Raw genomic sequence first — 20,477 nt, 5'->3', positions numbered from 1 at the left:
ATGCCTGAATTACCAGAGGTAGAGGGTGTCGTCCAGGCATTGAAGCCAACAGTTGAAGGACGTACCATTCAACAGGTTCAGCTTTCTGAACGAGTACATTTCTCTTTTAGTGAGGGTAAACAATGTATTGTCAAACAAGCAGCGCCTGATGCATTTGAAAGTACTTTGTCCCAGATGACCATTACCAAAATTGAACGAAGAGCAAAATATATTTTCTTTCATTTGCTGAAGGATGATGTTCCATATGTTCTTGTTAGTCACTTAGGGATGACAGGTGCTTGGTTTGTTGTGAATTCACCCGAAGAAATCAATGAGGCGAAATTTCAAAAGCATATCCATGCGACATTTGAAATGGCAGATGGGGGATACTTGATCTATTCAGATATTCGCCGTTTCGGTGAACTTCGTTTTCTGACAAAAATTGAAGATCATGCGCCATTGACAAAAATGGCACCAGAGCCATTTGATGAACGAGCATGTGATTTTTTTATAACAAAATCTAAGCTACCGAAATATGAAAATAAAGCTGTAAAAGAAGTAATTATGGATGGGCAAGTCATTTCGGGCTGTGGCAATATTTATGCAACGGAGGCATTGTTTGCTCAGAAAATTCACCCTGCACGCAAAATGAACCGCATTAGTGAAAAGCGGAAGCGAGCATTATTTGAGGAGATTGTTGCTGTCCTACGTCAAAGCATTGAAGCGGGTGGTTCAACTATTTCTGATTATCGGAATATTAATGGGGAAGCAGGGAGTATGCAGAATCGATTAAAAATGTATGGGAAAAAGGTATGTCCAGCATGTGAAACGGCAACAAGTCAAATGACAATTGGAGGGCGTACCTCTGTCTATTGCCCAAATTGTCAACATTAAAGGGGATTTAGCAATGATTATCGGACTAACAGGAAGTATTGCAAGTGGAAAAAGTACAGTAGCTAAAATGATGAGCGAACTGGGTTTACCGATTGTTGATGCAGATGTTGTAGCACGAGATGTCGTAGAACCTGGAACTGAGACATTAGCATTGATTGCTGAAAGCTTCGGACAAGCTATCTTGCTTGAGGACGGCAATTTAAATCGAACTATGCTGGGAGATATCATATTTCATGAGCCTGCCAAACGCAAAACGTTAAATGATATCATGCATCCAGCAATCAGAAAAGAAATGTTACGTCAGCGTGATGCTTATTTAGAAGCAGGACATGAACATGTTGTGATGGACATTCCTTTGTTATTTGAGAGTAAGCTTCAACATTTTGTGGAACGTATCATTGTGGTATCGGTCAGTGAAGAAGTTCAGCTTCGACGTTTAATGGAACGAAATAATTTATCTAAAGAAGATGCATTGGCACGTATGCACTCTCAACTGCCGATGTCTGTCAAAGAAAAGGGTGCACATGCGGTCATTTATAATAATGAAAATATAGAAAGTACAGAAGAACAATTAAAAAAAATCCTGCATTATTGGGATGTTATTTCATGAGTTCTTTTATAATGCGTAGCAAGCCGACCTTGCTACGCATTTTTTTATGGGGAAACGCCATAATAAAGAATAATTTTTCAGAAAATAAGAACTTTTATATTCTCAATATATAATGTTCATCTTTTTTGAAATTGTGTTATACTAATCACCATAAAGTATATAATTAATTAATCTGAGTATGTACTCACAGGAGGATATTATAAATGACAGTATCAATTGCTATTAATGGTTTCGGGCGTATCGGACGTATGGTTTTCCGCCAGGCTATCGTACAACAAGATTTAAACATCGTTGCAATTAACGCTAGCTATCCTGCAGAAACGTTAGCACATTTGATTAAGTATGACACAAATCACGGAACATTTGAAGGTACGGTAGAACCAGCAGGCGATGCTTTAGTTGTAAATGGTAAACGAGTTCAAATTATTAGTGAACGTGATCCTTTAAAATTACCTTGGTCTACAATGGGTGTAGATATCGTTATTGAAGCTACAGGAAAATTTAATGAGCGTGATAAAGCAGCGATGCACTTAGCAGCTGGCGCGAAAAAAGTAATTTTAACAGCACCAGGTAAAAACGAGGATGTCACAATTGTTTTAGGTGTAAATGATGACAAATTGGATATTGCGAAACATGATGTTATTTCAAATGCTTCTTGTACAACAAACTGCTTAGCGCCAGTAGCAAAAGTATTGAATGACACGTTTGGTATTGAGAATGGTTTAATGACAACAGTTCACGCTTATACAAATGACCAAAAGAACTTAGACAATCCGCATAAAGATCTACGTCGTGCACGTGGATGCGCCCAATCCATTATCCCAACATCTACAGGTGCAGCGAAAGCATTAAAATTAGTGTTACCTGAATTAGAAGGTAAAATTCATGGTATGGCACTTCGTGTTCCAACACCAAACGTATCTTTAGTTGACCTTGTAGTAGATTTAAATACAGATGTAACAGTTGATGCAGTTAATGCAGCATTTGTAAAAGCGGCAACAGAAGGTCCAATGAAGGGTATCCTTAATTTCTCTGTTGAGCCATTAGTATCTTCTGATTACAATACAACAACTTATTCTTCAACAGTTGATGGACTTTCTACAATGGTGTTAGGCAACCGCAAAGTAAAAGTACTTGCTTGGTATGATAACGAGTGGGGCTACTCTGCACGCGTTGTTGACCTTGTGAAAAAAGTGGCAAATGCTTTAGAAACGGTAAACGCGTAATAATTTCTATAGATAGCACATTGAAATCGAAAAGGTTTCAATGTGCTCTTTTTTTACAGAAACTTTTCTTGTACTTCAGGTGCTTTAGATTTATCATGAGGCCACAAACGTGAATGCACTTTTCTTACATGTAGGAAATTTGTTATAATAGATATATTAAATTGTTGTAAACCAGGAGAGTAATTATATGAGATGTCCATCTTGCCAATTTAACGGAACGCGTGTTGTGGATTCGAGGCCAGTAGATGATAATAAAGAAATTCGTAGACGTCGTGAATGTGAGTCATGTGGCTTCCGTTTTACAACGTTTGAAAAAATTGAAGAGACACCATTAGTCGTTGTGAAAAAGGAAGGTTCACGAGAAGAGTTTAGCCGTGAGAAGGTACTTCGTGGGCTTATTCGTGCTTGTGAAAAACGTCCAGTGGCACTTGATGTGCTGGAGGAACTTGTTTTGTCCATTGAAAAAGATCTTCGTCGTATTGGAAATTCGGAAGTACGCTCAGAAGATGTTGGCGAAATGGTCATGGACCGCTTAGCCAAAATTGATGAGGTTGCCTATGTGCGTTTTGCGTCGGTCTACCGTCAGTTTAAAGATATCAATGTCTTTATTGAAGAAATAAAGGACATTATTCAACGTCAAACGGAGAAGAAATCATAGCAAACAGAGAGGATGAATGACGTTGATTCATTTATATAAGGAATTGCAGCCTGGCGATCCTTTCGACATTCGTCTACCTCATGCATTTTCTACACAAGAGCGTCAATTAGTTACATTATTTTATCAACCATTAACGGGATCAGAGCCAGTTAGCCTCTATTTAACATTATGGGCAGAAGCAGAGCAAATGCCAAAGCAGCAAATGACACATTATTATTTAATGAATGTGCTAGGGCTACCAATTGGTAAAGTGTTTGAGGCTCGTATTGCTTTAGAAGCTATTGGTTTGCTGCGTACATGGAAAAAAGAAAATGCTGGTGAGCGGAGTTTTTTATATGAGCTACAGCGCCCATTAGATGCAGATAGCTTTATGAAAGACCCGCTGCTGTCGATGTTTTTGTTTAGTAAAATTGGAGAGCAGGCTTATCGCAACTTACGTCAGCGCTTTATGTCACCTGTAAAGGACTCGGCGTTTAAGGATGTATCTCGTGCTTTTATTGATGTCTATAAGCCTGTTCATGCCAATATCCCATCAGATTTACAAGTGGATACGAGTCATAAGGATAAACAACAAAAAGTATATCCTTTTTATTTGGAGCAATTCGATTTTGATTTATTGCAAGCAGGTTTGTCTGAGCAATTGGTACCTTCCAATTTGTTGACATTTGAAGTGCGTGAAGCTATAGCCAAGTTGGCATTTTTATATCATTTAACAGCCCTTGATATGCAAAAAGTAGTCATACTTGCTTTAGATGATGATTTAGGAATTTCTCAGGAACGTTTACGAAAGGCTGCTGCTGATTTTTATAAATTAACCGTATCCAAGGAGCCGCCAAAACTTGCCCGTGTCACCGATCCTCTACCAGTAGCAGAAGCGGGACAAAAAACCAAGGATCAGGAACTTCAACACTATTTAGAAACAACGGCACCTGTCCAAGTTTTAAGAGATATAAATAATGGTAAAGAACCATTACAAACCTCAGTCCAACTTGCAGAAAATTTAATCGTTCAACATGGCATGCCAATTGGAGTGGTTAATGCATTGTTAGAATACGTTATGCTAACAACAGATATGAAGCTCCCTAAAAAATATGTGGAAACGATTGCTGATCATTGGGTACGAAAAAATGTCCAGACCGCTAAGGAAGCAATGGAACTTGCACGTCAAGAGCATGATAAATATACAGCTTGGAAAAACAAGCCGCAAACGTCCAATAAAACGAGTCAACAGACTAAAGGACGTTCAAGATATCAACGTGAAGAAAAAGTGCCTGAATGGTTCTATAAACGAAATGACAATCAAGAGGAATCTACCTCTAGTACTATAGATTTTGAAAAAGAGCGACAAAAAATATTAGAGATGCTAGGAAAAAGCGAATAGTAAAGAAGGTGAGCAGTAATCGAACCTATAAATGGACCACTAAAGCGAGCAATTAATGTACCCTCGTTCCAAGAACGCTATGAAGCCATGCGACGTGAAATTTTAGAGCACCCGCATGTGCAGGAATTTTTAGCGCAGCATGCAGATGAATTAAACTATGACAATGTTGAGCGAAATTTACCTAAACTGCATGAGTTTATTAGTCAATCTACTGAGTGCTGTGGGTGTGATAATACCGAACATTGTACAAACTATTTAAAAGGATTCATCCCGACATTAAGGGTTGTTCGGAATTCTATTGAAATGGACTATGTGCGCTGTGAGCAAAAGATTAGGGAAGAAGAACGCCGAGATGTTGCGAATATGATTGCAAGTATGCATATGCCAAAAGATGTGCTACAAGCAACAATTCATGATTTAAGTATTGATGATGAATCACGTGTGGCGATTGCACAAAAAGCAGCTCAATTTGTTAAAATAACAAAAGAAACTGGTCAATTACCTGCAAAAGGTTTTTACCTATATGGTAAATTTGGTGTAGGGAAATCCTTTGTACTTGGTGCATTGGCCAATGAATTAGCATCTATTAAAATCCGCTCTGTGGTAGTTTTCGTTCCAGAATTTTTACGAGAAATGAAAAATGCCATTGGCGATAATACATTGAATGAGAAAATTGATTATATTAAAAAGGCTCCTGTCTTAATGCTAGATGATTTAGGCGCGGAGACAATGACTGCCTGGACACGTGATGAAATTTTGGGGACTATTTTCCATTATCGGATGGCAGAACAATTGCCAACTTTTATTACGTCTAATTTTAACTATGAAGAATTAGAGCATCACTTAGCTCAGTCACAAAAAGGTGATATTGAGGTTGTTAAAGCGGGACGAATTATGGAGCGAATTAAAGCCCTAACAGTGCCGATCGAAATGCGAGGCAAAAATCGTCGGATGTAACATTGATAGTTGCATTTTTCGACAATCGAGCGTATACTGACTCATATACTTAATATCAATATGCATTGATGAGGACATGAATTTTGTGTATCAGCTTTTAGAGAGGGAAGTCATCGGCTGAAAACTTCCTAGTATGGGCACATTATTTACTACCTACTGAGCAGCGAAAGGGATAATCTTTCGCCGGTCCCTAGCCCGTTAGCTAGCCTTGAGCTTCGTCTGACTTTATCTAAGTCGGAAGGAAGAAGGGTGGAACCACGAGCATACGCTTCGTCCCTTTTGTGAGGGACGGAGCTTTTTTTATTTTTCTCAGATTTCATTGAAATAGTGGTGGCTCCGCTTATATAGGGAGATAAGTCGCTCGCGAAAGTGGTAAATTCGCTCATAGAGAGTAAGAAACCGCTCAGAAACATGAAGATGCCGCTCCGATTGAACAGAGAAATGCTTAAAAAAGCAATGACTCCGCTCAAACCAAGCCGTAGAGTCACACAAACATTGCTCCAGCCAATCATCAAGCATTATGTATTTATCAAAAACAAAGGAGTGCAAAGGATATGTCAGAAATGATTAAATTAACTTTCCCAGATGGCGCTGTAAAGGAATTTGCAAAAGGCACATCAACTGATGACGTAGCATTATCTATTAGCCCTGGCTTACGGAAAAAAGCGTATGCAGGTAAAATTAATGGTGTGTTAGTGGATTTAAAAACACCAATTGAAGAGGATGCAACAATTGCAATCATTACACAAGATGATGAGGAAGCACTTGAAGTTTTACGTCACTCAACTGCCCATTTAACAGCTCAAGCTATTAAACGTCTATTCCCAGATGTAAAGCTTGGGATTGGTCCGGTAATTGAAGGTGGTTTCTACTATGATATTGACTCACCAACACCAATCACTGCAGAAGATCTACCTGCCATTGAAAAAGAAATGAAGAAAATTATTGCTGAAAACCTTGAGGTGGAACGCAAAAATGTAAGCCGTGCAGAAGCACAAGCGCTTTATGAAGAAATTGGCGATGAGTATAAATTAGAATTACTTGAAGCCATTCCTGCAGATGAGCAAGTATCTATTTATTATCAAGGCGAGTTTTTTGATCTTTGCCGTGGTATCCACGTACCATCTACTGGTAAACTTCGTGAATTCAAGCTTTTATCATTAGCGGGTGCTTACTGGAGAGGGAACTCTGATAACAAAATGTTACAACGTATTTATGGTACAGCATTCTTCAAAAAAGAGGAATTAAAACACCACCTCCAAATGCTAGAAGAAGCAAAAGAACGTGATCACCGTAAAATCGGAAAAGAATTAGAACTGTTCACAACGTCTCAAAAGGTTGGCCAAGGTTTACCACTTTGGTTACCAAATGGTGCAACAATTCGTCGTGTTATTGAACGTTATATTGTCGATAAAGAATTATCACTTGGCTATAAGCATGTTTATACACCAGTATTAGGTTCTAAGGAGCTTTATCAAACTTCTGGTCACTGGGATCATTATCAAGATTCAATTTTCCCACCAATGGAAATGGATAATGAGACATTAATTATGCGTCCGATGAACTGTCCTCACCATATGATGGTGTACAAAAACAGCATGCATTCATACCGTAACCTTCCATTGCGTATTGCAGAGCTTGGCACAATGCACCGTTACGAAATGTCAGGGGCTGTTTCAGGCTTACAACGTGTTCGTGGGATGACATTAAATGATGCCCATATTTTTGTTCGCCCAGATCAAATTAAAGCGGAATTCCAAAAAGTAGTACAGTTAATTTTAGAGGTTTATAAAGATTTCGATCTTAATGATTACTCATTCCGTTTATCTTATCGCGACCCAGCAGATACTGAGAAATACTTCGATGATGATGCAATGTGGGAAAAAGCACAAAGCATGCTAAAAGAAGCAATGGATGAACTTGGCTTAGACTACTTTGAAGCGGAAGGTGAGGCTGCATTCTATGGTCCTAAACTTGACGTTCAAGTAAAAACAGCGATTGGGAAAGAAGAGACTTTATCTACAGTGCAATTAGACTTCTTATTACCAGAACGCTTCGACCTAACTTATGTTGGGGAAGATGGTAAGCCTCATCGTCCAGTTGTTATCCACCGTGGTGTTGTATCAACAATGGAACGTTTTGTTGCCTTCTTAATTGAAGAATACAAAGGAGCATTCCCAACTTGGTTAGCGCCGGTACAAGTTGAAGTTATTCCAGTATCGAATGAAGCTCACTTCGACTATGCAAAGCAAATTGAAGAGCAACTTACTGCGGCTGGTTTACGTGTCGAAATGGATGATCGTGAAGAGAAATTAGGCTATAAAATCCGTGAAGCACAAATGAAAAAGATTCCTTATATGCTTGTTATAGGGGATAAAGAGGTAGAGGCAAATGGCGTAAACGTGCGACGTTATGGCTCGAAAGATTCCGAAACAATTAGCTTTGAGGATTTCCTAGCAGCTATTAAAGCAGAAATTACAAAATAAGCTTCAACTAGAAACCCTCGCTTGCCAAAGTGAGGGTTTCTGTATAAAATAAATCTTGCATTTGTATAGAATAGCTTCATTTTGGTTATGTTAGCATTGATAAGAAAATAAATATTTGACAGCTTATCATATACATGCTAATATAATTAAGGTTAATGAATACAAAGTTTGTGGTTGAAGTAGAGGCTGCCCGCTTCTCACCTGATACAACGCTTTAAAGGCTGTGAACAGGTATGACACGTTGAATTGTTTTGCGTAGACTTGCGCATGCACATATAGCGGGCGGACATCTTCAAAAATGTCCGTCCTTTTTTTATGGACATGACGAGAGGATGTACCGTTCAACCGGGCAAGGCTTTGCCCAAACCATGTATTCGCGACAACTACTTGGAGGTGGATTACTATTAGCAAAGACATGTATGTAAACGAAGGCATTCGCGCACGTGAACTTCGATTAATCGATCACAATGGTGACCAGCTTGGTGTAAAGACACGTAATGAAGCGCTAGAAATCGCCGCTCGTGTAAACTTGGATCTTGTCCTTGTGGCCCCTCAAGCCAAGCCGCCAGTCGCTCGTATCATGGACTATGGTAAATTTAAGTTTGAACAGCAAAAGAAAGACCGTGAAATTCGTAAAAATCAAAAGGTCATCGTAATGAAAGAGGTTCGTTTGAGCCCAACAATCGATGAGCATGATTTCCAAACGAAGTTACGTAATGCGATTAAATTCCTTGAAAAAGGCGATAAAGTAAAATGTAGCCTACGTTTCAAAGGTCGTGCGATCACACACAAAGAGATTGGTCAACGTGTGTTAGATCGTTTTGCTGAAGCTTGTGCTGAAGTATCAACGGTAGAACAAAAACCGAAGATGGAAGGCCGAAGCATGTTCTTAGTTCTTCAACCAAAGAACGAGAAATAATATTAGACGAACAGTTTAGGAGGAATTCGACATGCCAAAAATGAAAACTCACCGTGGAGCTGCGAAACGTTTCAAAAAAACGGGTTCAGGTAAATTAAAATACGACCGTGCTTATGGAAGCCACTTATTCGCAAACAAATCTACGAAACAAAAACGTCACCTACGTAAAGCGAACATCGTATCATCTGGTGACTTCAAACGCATCAAATCTTTACTTGTTTACATGAAATAATTGACTACAAAAAAATACTAACATTCATTTTTTAATGAAAAGCAGGAGGTAATTCATATGCCACGCGTAAAAGGCGGAACAGTGACGCGCAAACGTCGTAAAAAAGTATTGAAATTAGCTAAAGGTTACTATGGTTCAAAACATACATTATACAAAGTTGCTAACCAAGCAGTAATGAAATCAGGTCAATATGCATACCGTGACCGTCGTCAGAAAAAACGTGATTTCCGTAAATTATGGATCACTCGTATCAACGCAGCTGCTCGTATGAACGGTCTTTCTTACAGCCGTTTAATGCACGGTTTAAAAGTTGCAGGTATCGAAGTTAACCGTAAAATGTTAGCTGACCTTGCAGTAACTGATGCTGCAGCATTCACTCAATTAGCAGACGCTGCTAAAAAAGCAGTAGCTAAATAATAGCTGACAACAACAACTATTATTTCTGCACCGAAAGCATAGCGACAGGTGTAAAATATCACAAGTGCAATAAAAGACTGATGGGTTTTTCCATCAGTCTTTTTTGTGTTAGATTAATAGTATCACGGTTTTAAAGGAGTAAGGAATGGGACAAGCATTATTAGCATATATGGGCATTGTATCAATTGTGTTGCTCATTTTAATGGGGATGGATAAATCGCGTGCAAAGAATCATGAATGGCGTATAGCAGAGCGTACATTATTTACACTAGCCATAGCAGGAGGGGCAGCTGGTGGTGTATTGGGTATGTATTTATTCCGCCACAAAACACGTCATAATCGTTTTGCATTTGGTTTTCCCCTACTAGCAGCCATACAAATTTTTATCATTGTACAGCTGTGGACATAAATGAGAATAATTAAAAACACATCCTCATGATGAGGATGTGTTTCGCATAAGCTGTTCAATAGGCTGCTTCCAATTGATTTTAGCGCTTGGATAGTTCAATAATATTTCTTGCTGTAAATATTCAAAGTCGCTTTTGCTGAAGCCTTGTAATGTTGCAGCATCGCGCGCGCCGACGAAAATGGTTACAACCTCAAATGCATCCTCTGTTGTGCCTAGGTATTTTTCCCCTTCAAAAAGAGCACCCTTATAGGAAATAAAAAAATTTTTTCGGACATTTTTAACGTCATCATAGAAATAATACTGGCCTTTTTCATAGGCTTCATCAAGTTTGCGTTTAGGATCGGTTATATAACGAATCGCTTTGTAAAATACATAGATAATAAGCGCTATTACAGCAAGTCGAATTAGTAACGGCAACATGTTTAAATTTCCCCCTTGAAGAAAGGTTATTCTTTCCTATACGATTAGAAGGGTCAAATAGTTTCACTTTTTATAAAATATTTTTTAGAAATTTAGGAGAAAAAAATGAATTTACAACAATTGTTTACTATGCAAAAAGAGCTTGATGATTTTATCGAGCAAACACAAAATATTCAGCAAGATGTGTTTCAGGAAAAGGGCTTAGCCTTACTAGTGGAGCTAGCTGAGCTTGCTAATGAAACGCGTTGCTTTAAATTTTGGAGCACAAAGGGACCATCAGCACGTGAGGTCATTCTAGAAGAATATGTGGATTCGATTCATTTTATCTTATCTCTTGGCTTATTAAAGGGCTATACATCGATTGACATGTGGCCTTTTGTAGAAGAGATGAAGGATTTAACGGCTACTTTTTTAGAAACACAAAGTGTTATTTTAGCATTTATTCATCAACCTACAGAGGAGCGTTATTTAGCTATTTGGCAATACTATGGATTACTAGCGTATAATCTCGGTTTTACATTTGAGGATGTGGTTGGTGCTTATCTTGAAAAAAATCAAGAAAATTATCATCGGCAGCGATCAGGTTATTAAATTAAGAAATACACCAATTTTCAGACGATTAAGCTAGGAATATTTCGGTAAACGAAGTATAATAAAATAGATACAAGAAGTAGGAGGAAAAAGGATGACACAACTAGATCCAACATTACAAATGTTTAAAGATTTGACAGATGCGAATGGTATCGCAGGTAATGAACGTGCACCGCGTGAGGTCATGAAAAAATACATTGCACCATATGCAGACACTGTAGAAACAGATAACTTAGGTAGTGTCATTGCTAAAAAAGTTGGCGATGAAAACGGTCCTAAAATTGTCGTAGCAGGACATTTAGATGAAGTAGGCTTCATGGTTACACAAATTGATGACAAAGGCTTTATCAAATTCCAAACAGTAGGTGGCTGGTGGAGCCAAGTTATGCTTGCACAGCGAGTAACGATTACTACACGTAAGGGCGATGAAGTGATTGGGGTTATTGGTTCAAAGCCACCTCATATTTTACCTGCTGATGTACGTAATAAGGTAGTAGACATTAAAGATATGTTTATCGATATTGGTGCAGCTTCTAAAGATGAAGTACTTGAGTGGGGCGTACGTCCTGGCGATATGGTAACACCGTACTTTGAATTTAATGTAATGAAAAATGATAAGTATCTATTAGCTAAAGCGTGGGATAACCGTATCGGCTGTGCAATCGCGATTGATGTTATGAAAGCGTTACAAAATGAAAAGCACCCTAATATTCTTTATTCTGTAGGGAATGTACAAGAAGAAGTTGGACTTCGTGGTGCAAAAACGGCTACACATAAAATCCAACCAGATATTGGATTTGCAGTGGACGTAGGTGTAGCAGGAGATACTCCTGGAGTTACCGCAAAAGAATCAACAAGTAAGATGGGTGCAGGCCCTCAAATCGTTGTGTATGATGCATCGATGGTTTCACACCGTGGCTTACGTGAATTCGTACTAGATGTAGCAGATGAGCACAATATTCCATATCAATTTGAAGCGATGGCTGGCGGTGGTACAGATGCTGGCTCCATCCACGTAACAGCAAATGGCGTACCAGCACTATCTATCGGTATTGCAACACGCTACATCCATTCACATGCAGGTATCCTACATCGTGATGATTATGATAATGCTGTTAAATTAATGGTAGAAGTCATTAAAAAATTAGACCGTGATGCGGTCAATAAAATTACTTTTGATTAAGTAGAAGAAATGGACTTGCCCTCTAACAAATTTGTTAGGGGGCTTTTCGTTGTTTTCAGTATTAAAATTTCTTCCTCTAATACTAATGGTGACAATACTATCCCTAAATAGCGGGTATTCTAAAATGGTCATTTATGCATAAATATTCGTTTAGACGAATTTTTGTCACATTTTATAACAAACGAATAATAATTAAGATTAATTATAAAAATTCAGTTGATTTTATATTTATGCATGTTATACTAATTTCAACAGCAACGATATAAGGAGCGAAGGCTATGAAATTACTCGAAGAAGTACAGTTAAAGTTAGTGTCTAGTTTAAAAGGAAAAGATCTACTAACTTTGCTAGACTATACAAGTCAAGAGGTTCAAGATCTTATAGAATTGGCAACACAGCTTAAAATGATTACAAAAGATGGGAAATGTCCAAGATTACTAGAAGGTAAAACGCTTGGTATGATTTTTGAGAAACATTCAACTCGTACACGTATTTCATTTGAAGTTGGTATGAATCAATTAGGTGGAAAAGGTATGTTTATGCATGCTCGCGATTTACAAATTGGTCGTGGTGAATCGATTTATGATACAGCCCATGTATTATCGGGCTATTTAGATGGTATTATGATTCGTGCAAACTCTCATGAGATGGTGAAGGAGCTTGCAGAGCATGCAGTAATTCCTGTCATCAATGGATTAACGGATATTTATCATCCTTGCCAGGCATTAGCTGATTTAGAGACGATTGCAGAAAATAAAGGCATGTTAAAAGGGCTTAAAATTGCCTATGTAGGAGATGGCAACAATGTAGCACACTCACTCGTAGTAGCTTCAGCACACGTTGGCATGAATGTAGCCGTTGCGACTCCTGTAGGTTATGAATGTGATGGGGAAGTCATCGCTAAAGCACAGGCGATTGCAGCAGCAAATGGCAGTACGATTATGATCACAAATGATCCTGTTGAAGCCGTATTAAATGCAGATGTTGTCTATGCAGACGTTTGGACATCTATGGGTCAAGAGGAAGAGGCAGCAAAACGCTTACAAGACTTTGCTGGCTATCAAATTAATGATGAGCTAGTAGCCTATGCAAAACCAAATTATATGTTCTTGCATTGTTTACCAGCACATCGTGAGGAAGAGGTTGCGACTTCTGTTATTGACGGACCTAATTCTTACATCTTTGAGCAAGCCGAAAATAGATTGCATGCACAAAAGGCAGTATTAGCATCGATTTTAGCTTAAATTTAGACATATGCTTTCTCAAGTTGAGAAGTACGATAGATAGAGTTTACATGGACAACAGAGGGTGTTCATGTGAATAACATACAAGTGGTAGGCAGACAGAGGGATGTTCACCACGTGCGATGTTTGTTGTCAAGATGGATGGCTACATCGCTACATAGCAAAGTAACCTGGGAGACGCTGGGTTGCTTTTTTTCTTTGTCAAAAAATATAAAACATAGTTTTCTTATAAGTTATAGAGAATATAAGGAATTATTTATATAATAGGTTAAATAAGTAATGAAGGGGTGAACTCCTCGTGAATATAGACCATATCAAGGCATTTTTATATGTTGTCCATTACAAAAGTATCCATAAAGCAGCCAATGCATTATTTCTTTCACAGCCAACTGTAACTGCACGTATTAAGTCATTAGAACGAGAACTAGGTGTTGAGTTATTTTACCGAGATGGAAGAAGTGTGAGCGTATCAGAGAAAGGGAAAGATTTTTTACCATTTGCTACGCAAATTGTGCAAACATTTCAGCAAGGAAAGAAGCAATTAGAAGAAACGCAGGAGACTGATGAGGTATGTATTGGTGCAAACGGTGTAACAGCTCAGTATTTCTTAGCCTATGCATTGCCTAAATGGAAAGAGCAATTCCCTTATTTGCGTTTTCAATTATTTACAGGTTCCACAGCAAACATTTTAGAAAAGCTACAAAGCCACCAAATTCATCTAGGCTTTATTCAATATGTACATGGGGATGACATTGAGAACGAGCTTTTATTGAACAATACAGTAAAACTTGTTAAACATCGTGATCACCCTTTACAACTACATGAACTCATTCAAGCAAAAGAATTAGCTCAACAGAAAATGGTGTTTTTTGAATGTGGCGCGTTTGATTGGAATTATGTGCATAAAATGTTCGAGGTAGAGGGAGTAGCAGCCAATATTGAGGTACGAACAGATCATTTAGAAGTTGCCAAAGAGTTTATTCGGACAAAAGACTATCTAAGCTTTTTACCACATCTATGCATTAAAAAGGAACTGGAAAGCGGTGAATTTGTGGAGATAGACGTTAAGCATTTGCTGGATATGAATCAACATATATTTTTAACCTATAAAGAGAAAGAGACGTTGCCATCATCCTTTTGGCAGACAATTTGTGAAACAGCTAAGCATTTTGAAAGCATAGGAGACACGTATTGATAAAAAATTTTATCACCACATAAAATTTTTTCTATTACTGTACCTATTGCATATCGTCTAAAGGAACGGTAATATCATTCTCAATCCAACAAAACATACTTAACCACTATGTTTAGTAAAATAAAGATTGAGGAGGAATTGACATGGCTAGACAGGATAAAATTCGATTTGGAGCAATTATTCATGGGGTAGGAGGAAATATTTCTGGTTGGCGTCATCCAAAGGTGGCGAGCAATCAAAGTGTAAGCTTACCTTTCTATATTCAGCAGGCTCAGAAAGCAGAGCAGGGAAAATTTGATGTAGCATTTATTGCGGATGGTTTATTTATTAACGAAAAATCCATCCCTCATTTTTTAAATCGATTTGAACCTATTACAATCTTATCGGCTTTAGCAGTAGCGACGAAAAACATTGGGTTAGTTGGAACAGTCTCAACTTCCTATAGCGAACCATTTACAGTAGCACGCCAATTCGCTTCATTAGATCATATTAGTGCTGGGCGTGCTGGATGGAATGTTGTAACGACACCATTAGAAAGTACTGCTTTGAACTATAACAAAACAATTGACGAACATCCTAGCCATGCAGAGCGCTATCAAATTGCGGAAGAATACTTAGAGGTTGTCAAAGGCTTATGGGACTCGTGGGATGATGATGCGTTTATTGCAGATGTCAACAAAGATCAATTTTTTGATCCAGAAAAATTACACACATTACATCATAAAGGGCGATATTTTTCAGTCCAAGGACCACTCAATATTGGTCGAACAAAGCAAGGCCAGCCCGTTATTTTCCAGGCTGGGTCGTCTGATGCAGGCATTCGATTAGCTGCCAAAGATGCAGATGCCATTTTTACACATGGCGCTTCTATTGAAGAGGCACAGAAATTTTACTCAAGAGTAAAAAAAGAGGTGGCAGCATTTGGACGAAATCCTGAAGAAGTGAAGATCTTTCCAGGTATATCGCCGATTATTGGGGATACAGTGGAGGAAGCAGAGGCGAAATATCAAGAAATTGTTGAGTTAGTTTCCATAGACCGCGCTCTTGCTTATCTTGGGCGTTACTTTGACCATCATGATTTTACTCAATACGATGTGGATGCACCGTTCCCTGAACTGGGAGATATTGGAGCCAATAGCTTTAGAAGCACAACCGATTATATTAAACGATATGCTAAGCAAGAGGGTCTGACATTACGTCAAGTCGCTTTACGCGAGGCGACACCAAAAACAGCTTTTTTTGGGACAGCTGAGCAAGTAGCAGATCTTGTACAAGAATGGTTTGAAAAGGAAGCGGCAGATGGCTTTATTATTGGTGTGACAGTTCCTGGTGCTCTCGAAGATTTTGTTGATAAAGTAGTGCCAATTTTGCAAGCAAGGGAGCTTTATCGTAAAGACTATGAGGCGGATACTTTACGCGGGAATTTAGGTTTACCATTCAAGGAAAGTCGCTATGTTAAACAGTCTGTCTAAAAACCTAGTAAATTTATTTGAATAAAAGAAATTAGGAGGGGTTGTATGAGTTATACATTAGGCATATTAGATCAAAGCCCTATTATTGAAGGAGCAAGCAATGAACAAACACTACAAAAAACGGTGGACTTAGCACAACGAGCTGAGCAGTTAGGCTATTCACGTTTTTGGGTATCGGAGCATCATGATACAAAGTCATTAGCAGGCTCTTCTCCAGAAGTATTAGTTTCTTATTTACTTGCCAAAACCAAATCCATTCAAATTGGATCAGGAGGGGTTATGCTACAGCATTATAGCCCCTATAAAGTAGCAGAAAATTTCCACGTACTAGCCTCATTGGAGCCAGGACGTGTAGATTTGGGTATCGGTAAAGCCCCTGGCGGCTTACCACTTTCAACAAAGGCTCTACAATACGGCACACTCAATCAGGGGGAAGATTTTGAAGAGAGATTAACATTCTTACAGCAATTGATCGAGCAAACCATACCAAAAGAGCACGAACTCTATGGCATACAAGCAACGCCGATACCGCAGACAAAGCCAGCTTTATTTTTACTAGGTGCAAGTCCAGAAAGTGCTGCTCTTGCAGGGAAACTTGGCATTGCCTTTGTCTTTGCTCGATTTATTAATAGCGACAATAAGGTTTTGGCACAAGCGGCTTCAACCTATCGTAGTCATCATCCAAACGGCACTTTTGCACTTTCCATTGCCGCGCTTGCTGCTCCAAGCAAAGAGGAAGCGAAAGAGCTAATTGGAGATCAAAAAATCACAAAGGTCCATTTAGCAAGTGGGAGAAGCTTGACATTACAATCAGTAGAGCTAGCAGAGAAATTTGGTCAGGAATCTGGAGAGGAATACACGGTGGAGCAGTATGAGGCTGATATTTTATACGGTACAGCAGAAGACATTAGAGCCAATTTAGATGATTACCATGTACGATTCCAAATTAATGAATTTATTTTGCATACGCCCATCTTGAAGGAATTTGAACGCCAACGTTCGTTTGAGCTTTTAAGTCCTGTCCATTTGCAGTTACAGCAAAAGGTGAAGGTAATCTAAGGAGGTCATGATATGACAAAAAGTTTAGATATAATCATTTGGTCGAAGCAAGGTTGTAGTTATTGCGAGGAAATAAAAGCATATTTACAAGAACGACATATTTCCTTCAAAACAGTTGATGTCACGTCTAATGATAATTTTAGAGACATCCTTGATATAAAGTATGGTGTTCGACATGTACCCGTTGTAGAAATTGGTTCAAGTGAAACAGGTATCTATAGAGCCGTAACAGCAATTGGTTTAGAGCATCTACAGAAGGCACTTGCTGTGAATCTACCCTCATATGCATAACAGAAGGAGAGGAATTTTATGAAAAAAATATCATTTTATTTGCTACTTGTGCTAGCAGCACTCTTAACAGCATGTGCAAACTCAGAAAAAACAGTTGGTGACGCAAGTGCTCAAAAAACAGCACAGAGCGGCAAGGATGTTCAAAAAATTATTGTTGGTACGGGAACACAGTTTCCAAACATCTGTTTTTTAGATGACAAGGGAAATTTAACTGGTTATGATGTGGAGCTTGTTCGTGCAATTGATGAGAAGCTACCAGAGTATGAGTTTGAATTTAAGACAATGGAATTCTCAAATTTATTACTAAGTTTAGAAACAAGAAAAATAGATTTTATTGCCCATCAAATGGAAGTTAATAGTGAGCGTGAAGAGAAGTTTTTATTTAATAAAGAGCCGTATAATGTTTTCCCATTAAAGGTGACAGTCAACGAGAAAAATAATGCAATTCAATCCATTGAGGATTTAAAAGGGAAAAATGTGAGTGTCTCGCCAACAAGTAACTCAGCTGTCTTTATTGAAAAATATAATAAAGAGCACAATTTAGGAGCAAATATCGTTTATTCTTCTGGCTCAGTTGATGTTAACAATCAACTTGCAACGGGACGAATTGATGCCATTATTACCACACCGTTTGCTGTAAGATACTATAACGAAAGCAATGAGGCACAGCAAAAGGTTGTAGGTGATGCATTATTAAATTCAAAGGTCTATTTTCTACTCAATAAAGATGAAGTGAAGTTACAGCAGCGCTTAGATGAAGCCATCGTTGAATTAAAGAATGAGGGGATAGTGAGTGAGCTTAGTAAAAAGTGGTTGGGTGATGATTATACAGTAGACTTCTAATGAACAGGAAAGGAAGATGGCAGTATGGAAAATAACTTTGATGTCGTGCTAATTGCGAAGGTCATTCCAACATTGCTTCAGTATTTACCCATAACTTTCGAGATTCTAGTATTCTCCATACTTTTTGGTATGATGCTTGGGATTGTGCTAGCCATACCAAAGCTACTTCACATACCGATATTGAAGCAAATTATTACAATCTATATATCCTTTATTCGTGGCACACCCATCTTAGTGCAGTTGTTCTTAGTATTTTACGGTATACCCGCATTGTTAAAGCTCATTCATATTGATGTGACACGAATGGATGCGATGTATTTTGTTATTATTACGTACACATTCAGCAATGCGGCAGCCTTTGCCGAAATATTTCGTGCAGCCATTTTAACTGTTGATCGAGGTCAAATGGAGGCGGCCTATTCAGTAGGCTTAAAAGGATCACAGGCTTTTATGCGAATTGTTTTTCCACAGGCAATACGTGTTGCTTTTCCAAATATAGCGAATACAATGATTAGTTCATTAAAAGATACATCGTTAGCATTCTCCATCGGTGTAATGGATATGGTGGGGCGGGGAGAAACCTTGATTGCTTCTACAACACGAGCGTTTGAAATCTATGTAGCTTTGTCAATTGTTTACTATGTCATCGTGATTATCCTTGAAAAAATATTTAAATTTAATGAACGTTATTTTAATCGCTATATGCCAAAGGAGCTTGCTTCACAATAGGGGGAATATGCCATGACCATTGATATCGCTTTTATAGTAGAAGCATTACGAGAAATTAGTAAAGTAATACCGTTAACCTTATTCATGACCATGACACCTATTTTATTAGGGATTGCTATTGGCATCATTGTAGCTTTCGTGCGCATTCAACAAATAAAAATAGTCTCATCTGTACTTAATTTTTATGTTTCCTTTTTCAGAGGAACACCTATCATTATGCATATCATGCTCGTTTATTTTGGCTTGCCAATGCTAGTTGATATTGTAGCTAATTTGCTTCAATTAAAGATACAATCAAGCGCTATTCCTATTTTATTTTTTGTCATACTTGCCTTAACACTAAGTGCAGGGGCTTATGCCTCAGAAATTATTCGTTCAGGGATATTAGCTGTACCTAAAGGACAATTAGAAGCAGCATATGCAATTGGTTTAACATTTCCCCAAGCGATGCGACGTTATATTTTACCTCAAGCATTTGGGCAATCTATTCCCAACTTGACGAATGTTTTTATTGGTTTTTTACATGCTACATCATTAGCATTTTTCCTATCCATTAAAGAATTGACCGGTGTGGCAAATATTATTGCTTCCATGAACTTAAAGTTTTTAGAGTCATTTATTGCTGTTGGTCTTATTTATTGGGTAATTTCAATCATAGTAGAATGGGTTTCACACCGTATTGAAAAAAGAGTAACAGCCTATAGTAAAGGCGGTTTTTCATCATAGAAAGGGGAAATTAGAATGACAGTAGCAGACATTGTGATTGAACATTTACAAAAGGAAGATTATGCAAGCTATCTTGAAGTTTTAGTTGAGAGCTATGCGCAATATGAAAAGGACTATGAAGACCCAGAGCGCTGGCAATCATATTTAAGTGATATCCGTGCTTCGGTTGGTAATCCGAATGCAGAGACAATTCTTATTGCAAAACGCGGAGATGACATATTAGGTGGATTACAACTATTTACAGATGCAGGGAAAGCGTATGGCTTGCCGGAGCTAAATATTCAATCGACGATTGTGCGCTTATTAGGTGTGCATCCAAAAGGAAGAGGACAAGGGGTTGCTAAGAAATTATTAAATGAAAGTTTTGCCTTTGCTAGAAAGAGACAGGATCAGGCACTTTATTTACACTCAGGTGATATGATGCAGGCTGCCATAAATCTTTACTTATCATTAGGTTTTGTGCGAGATGAGTCGAAGGAATTTTACAAGGGAGATATATTAGTCAAGAGCTTCCGTTATGATTTATAATGATAAACCCGCTGATGCTCTAGTCAAT

23 protein-coding genes and 1 other annotated feature are annotated in these 20,477 nt (G+C 38.3%); of the genes, 22 read left to right on the top strand and 1 reads right to left on the bottom strand.

Annotation, left to right across the window (positions count from 1 at the left end):
* The 11 genes from mutM (at position 1) to MKZ14_RS15990 (ending at position 10,168) form a co-directional block, all read left to right on the top strand.
* Positions 1–873: a bifunctional DNA-formamidopyrimidine glycosylase/DNA-(apurinic or apyrimidinic site) lyase gene (gene mutM / locus MKZ14_RS16040; protein ID WP_339280221.1), complete on the top strand. Its 873-nt coding sequence runs from the start codon at positions 1–3 to the stop codon at positions 871–873.
* Positions 874–886: 13 nt separating this feature from the next.
* On the top strand, positions 887–1,483 hold the full coding sequence (gene coaE / locus MKZ14_RS16035; RefSeq protein WP_103118646.1) for a dephospho-CoA kinase: 597 nt from the start codon (positions 887–889) through the stop codon (positions 1,481–1,483).
* A 203-nt stretch (positions 1,484–1,686) separates the two neighbouring features.
* Positions 1,687–2,709, top strand: a complete 1,023-nt coding sequence (locus MKZ14_RS16030) for a glyceraldehyde-3-phosphate dehydrogenase (RefSeq protein WP_004226274.1) — start codon at positions 1,687–1,689, stop codon at positions 2,707–2,709.
* Between the two features lie 187 nt (positions 2,710–2,896).
* Positions 2,897–3,367: a transcriptional regulator NrdR gene (nrdR, locus tag MKZ14_RS16025; RefSeq protein ID WP_004226277.1), complete on the top strand. Its 471-nt coding sequence runs from the start codon at positions 2,897–2,899 to the stop codon at positions 3,365–3,367.
* 16 nt (positions 3,368–3,383) lie between these two features.
* On the top strand, positions 3,384–4,748 hold the full coding sequence (locus tag MKZ14_RS16020) for a DnaD domain protein (RefSeq protein ID WP_048393607.1): 1,365 nt from the start codon (positions 3,384–3,386) through the stop codon (positions 4,746–4,748).
* Between the two features lie 27 nt (positions 4,749–4,775).
* A complete protein-coding gene (dnaI, locus tag MKZ14_RS16015; RefSeq protein ID WP_255349866.1) occupies positions 4,776–5,705 on the top strand; it encodes a primosomal protein DnaI in 930 nt (309 codons plus the stop codon).
* Positions 5,706–6,259: 554 nt separating this feature from the next.
* Entirely contained in the window at positions 6,260–8,191 is a 1,932-nt protein-coding gene (thrS, locus tag MKZ14_RS16010) for a threonine--tRNA ligase (protein WP_016994852.1), read from the top strand.
* Positions 8,192–8,362: 171 nt separating this feature from the next.
* Positions 8,363–8,511: a sequence feature (ribosomal protein L20 leader region), on the top strand.
* 95 nt (positions 8,512–8,606) lie between these two features.
* Complete coding sequence (infC, locus tag MKZ14_RS16005; RefSeq protein ID WP_016994853.1) at positions 8,607–9,110, top strand: translation initiation factor IF-3; 504 nt, start codon at positions 8,607–8,609, stop codon at positions 9,108–9,110.
* Between the two features lie 31 nt (positions 9,111–9,141).
* A complete protein-coding gene (rpmI, locus tag MKZ14_RS16000; RefSeq protein WP_004226312.1) occupies positions 9,142–9,342 on the top strand; it encodes a 50S ribosomal protein L35 in 201 nt (66 codons plus the stop codon).
* 57 nt (positions 9,343–9,399) lie between these two features.
* Positions 9,400–9,759: a 50S ribosomal protein L20 gene (gene rplT, locus MKZ14_RS15995; RefSeq protein ID WP_004226314.1), complete on the top strand. Its 360-nt coding sequence runs from the start codon at positions 9,400–9,402 to the stop codon at positions 9,757–9,759.
* Between the two features lie 145 nt (positions 9,760–9,904).
* The gene (locus MKZ14_RS15990) at positions 9,905–10,168 is read left to right on the top strand and encodes a DUF1294 domain-containing protein (protein ID WP_016994854.1); all 264 of its coding nucleotides are present in this window, start codon (positions 9,905–9,907) and stop codon (positions 10,166–10,168) included.
* 24 nt (positions 10,169–10,192) lie between these two features.
* On the opposite strand, the gene MKZ14_RS15985 is transcribed toward MKZ14_RS15990, so the two are convergent.
* Positions 10,193–10,588 (bottom strand): hypothetical protein, encoded by a 396-nt coding sequence (locus tag MKZ14_RS15985; protein WP_016994855.1) that lies wholly within the window; start codon positions 10,586–10,588, stop codon positions 10,193–10,195.
* A 105-nt stretch (positions 10,589–10,693) separates the two neighbouring features.
* On the opposite strand from MKZ14_RS15985, the gene MKZ14_RS15980 reads away from it, so the two are divergent.
* The 11 genes from MKZ14_RS15980 (at position 10,694) to MKZ14_RS15930 (ending at position 20,449) form a co-directional block, all read left to right on the top strand.
* Positions 10,694–11,179 carry a dUTP diphosphatase gene (locus MKZ14_RS15980; protein ID WP_016994856.1) on the top strand — a complete coding sequence of 162 codons (486 nt, stop codon included), beginning with the start codon at positions 10,694–10,696 and terminating at the stop codon, positions 11,177–11,179.
* A gap of 94 nt (positions 11,180–11,273) precedes the next feature.
* Entirely contained in the window at positions 11,274–12,362 is a 1,089-nt protein-coding gene (locus tag MKZ14_RS15975) for a M42 family metallopeptidase (RefSeq protein ID WP_016994857.1), read from the top strand.
* Between the two features lie 278 nt (positions 12,363–12,640).
* Complete coding sequence (argF, locus tag MKZ14_RS15970) at positions 12,641–13,606, top strand: ornithine carbamoyltransferase (RefSeq protein WP_333005086.1); 966 nt, start codon at positions 12,641–12,643, stop codon at positions 13,604–13,606.
* Between the two features lie 298 nt (positions 13,607–13,904).
* Positions 13,905–14,801 carry a LysR family transcriptional regulator gene (locus MKZ14_RS15965; protein WP_339280220.1) on the top strand — a complete coding sequence of 299 codons (897 nt, stop codon included), beginning with the start codon at positions 13,905–13,907 and terminating at the stop codon, positions 14,799–14,801.
* Positions 14,802–14,944: 143 nt separating this feature from the next.
* Entirely contained in the window at positions 14,945–16,273 is a 1,329-nt protein-coding gene (locus MKZ14_RS15960; protein WP_339280219.1) for an LLM class flavin-dependent oxidoreductase, read from the top strand.
* A gap of 45 nt (positions 16,274–16,318) precedes the next feature.
* The gene (locus tag MKZ14_RS15955; protein ID WP_339280218.1) at positions 16,319–17,332 is read left to right on the top strand and encodes an LLM class flavin-dependent oxidoreductase; all 1,014 of its coding nucleotides are present in this window, start codon (positions 16,319–16,321) and stop codon (positions 17,330–17,332) included.
* Positions 17,333–17,344: 12 nt separating this feature from the next.
* Positions 17,345–17,623 (top strand): glutaredoxin family protein, encoded by a 279-nt coding sequence (locus tag MKZ14_RS15950; protein WP_339280217.1) that lies wholly within the window; start codon positions 17,345–17,347, stop codon positions 17,621–17,623.
* Positions 17,624–17,641: 18 nt separating this feature from the next.
* On the top strand, positions 17,642–18,466 hold the full coding sequence (locus MKZ14_RS15945; RefSeq protein ID WP_016994861.1) for a transporter substrate-binding domain-containing protein: 825 nt from the start codon (positions 17,642–17,644) through the stop codon (positions 18,464–18,466).
* A gap of 24 nt (positions 18,467–18,490) precedes the next feature.
* On the top strand, positions 18,491–19,195 hold the full coding sequence (locus MKZ14_RS15940) for an amino acid ABC transporter permease (RefSeq protein WP_339280216.1): 705 nt from the start codon (positions 18,491–18,493) through the stop codon (positions 19,193–19,195).
* Between the two features lie 12 nt (positions 19,196–19,207).
* Positions 19,208–19,921 carry an amino acid ABC transporter permease gene (locus tag MKZ14_RS15935; RefSeq protein WP_339280215.1) on the top strand — a complete coding sequence of 238 codons (714 nt, stop codon included), beginning with the start codon at positions 19,208–19,210 and terminating at the stop codon, positions 19,919–19,921.
* Between the two features lie 15 nt (positions 19,922–19,936).
* A complete protein-coding gene (locus tag MKZ14_RS15930) occupies positions 19,937–20,449 on the top strand; it encodes a GNAT family N-acetyltransferase (protein ID WP_048393639.1) in 513 nt (170 codons plus the stop codon).
* The last annotated feature ends 28 nt before the right edge of the window (positions 20,450–20,477 follow it).

Source organism: Lysinibacillus sp. FSL P2-0066, from assembly GCF_037969495.1.
GTDB lineage: Bacteria > Bacillota > Bacilli > Bacillales_A > Planococcaceae > Lysinibacillus > Lysinibacillus boronitolerans.
Note: the sequence above shows the minus strand (reverse complement) of the source record. Positions and strands in the feature narration are given on the sequence as shown.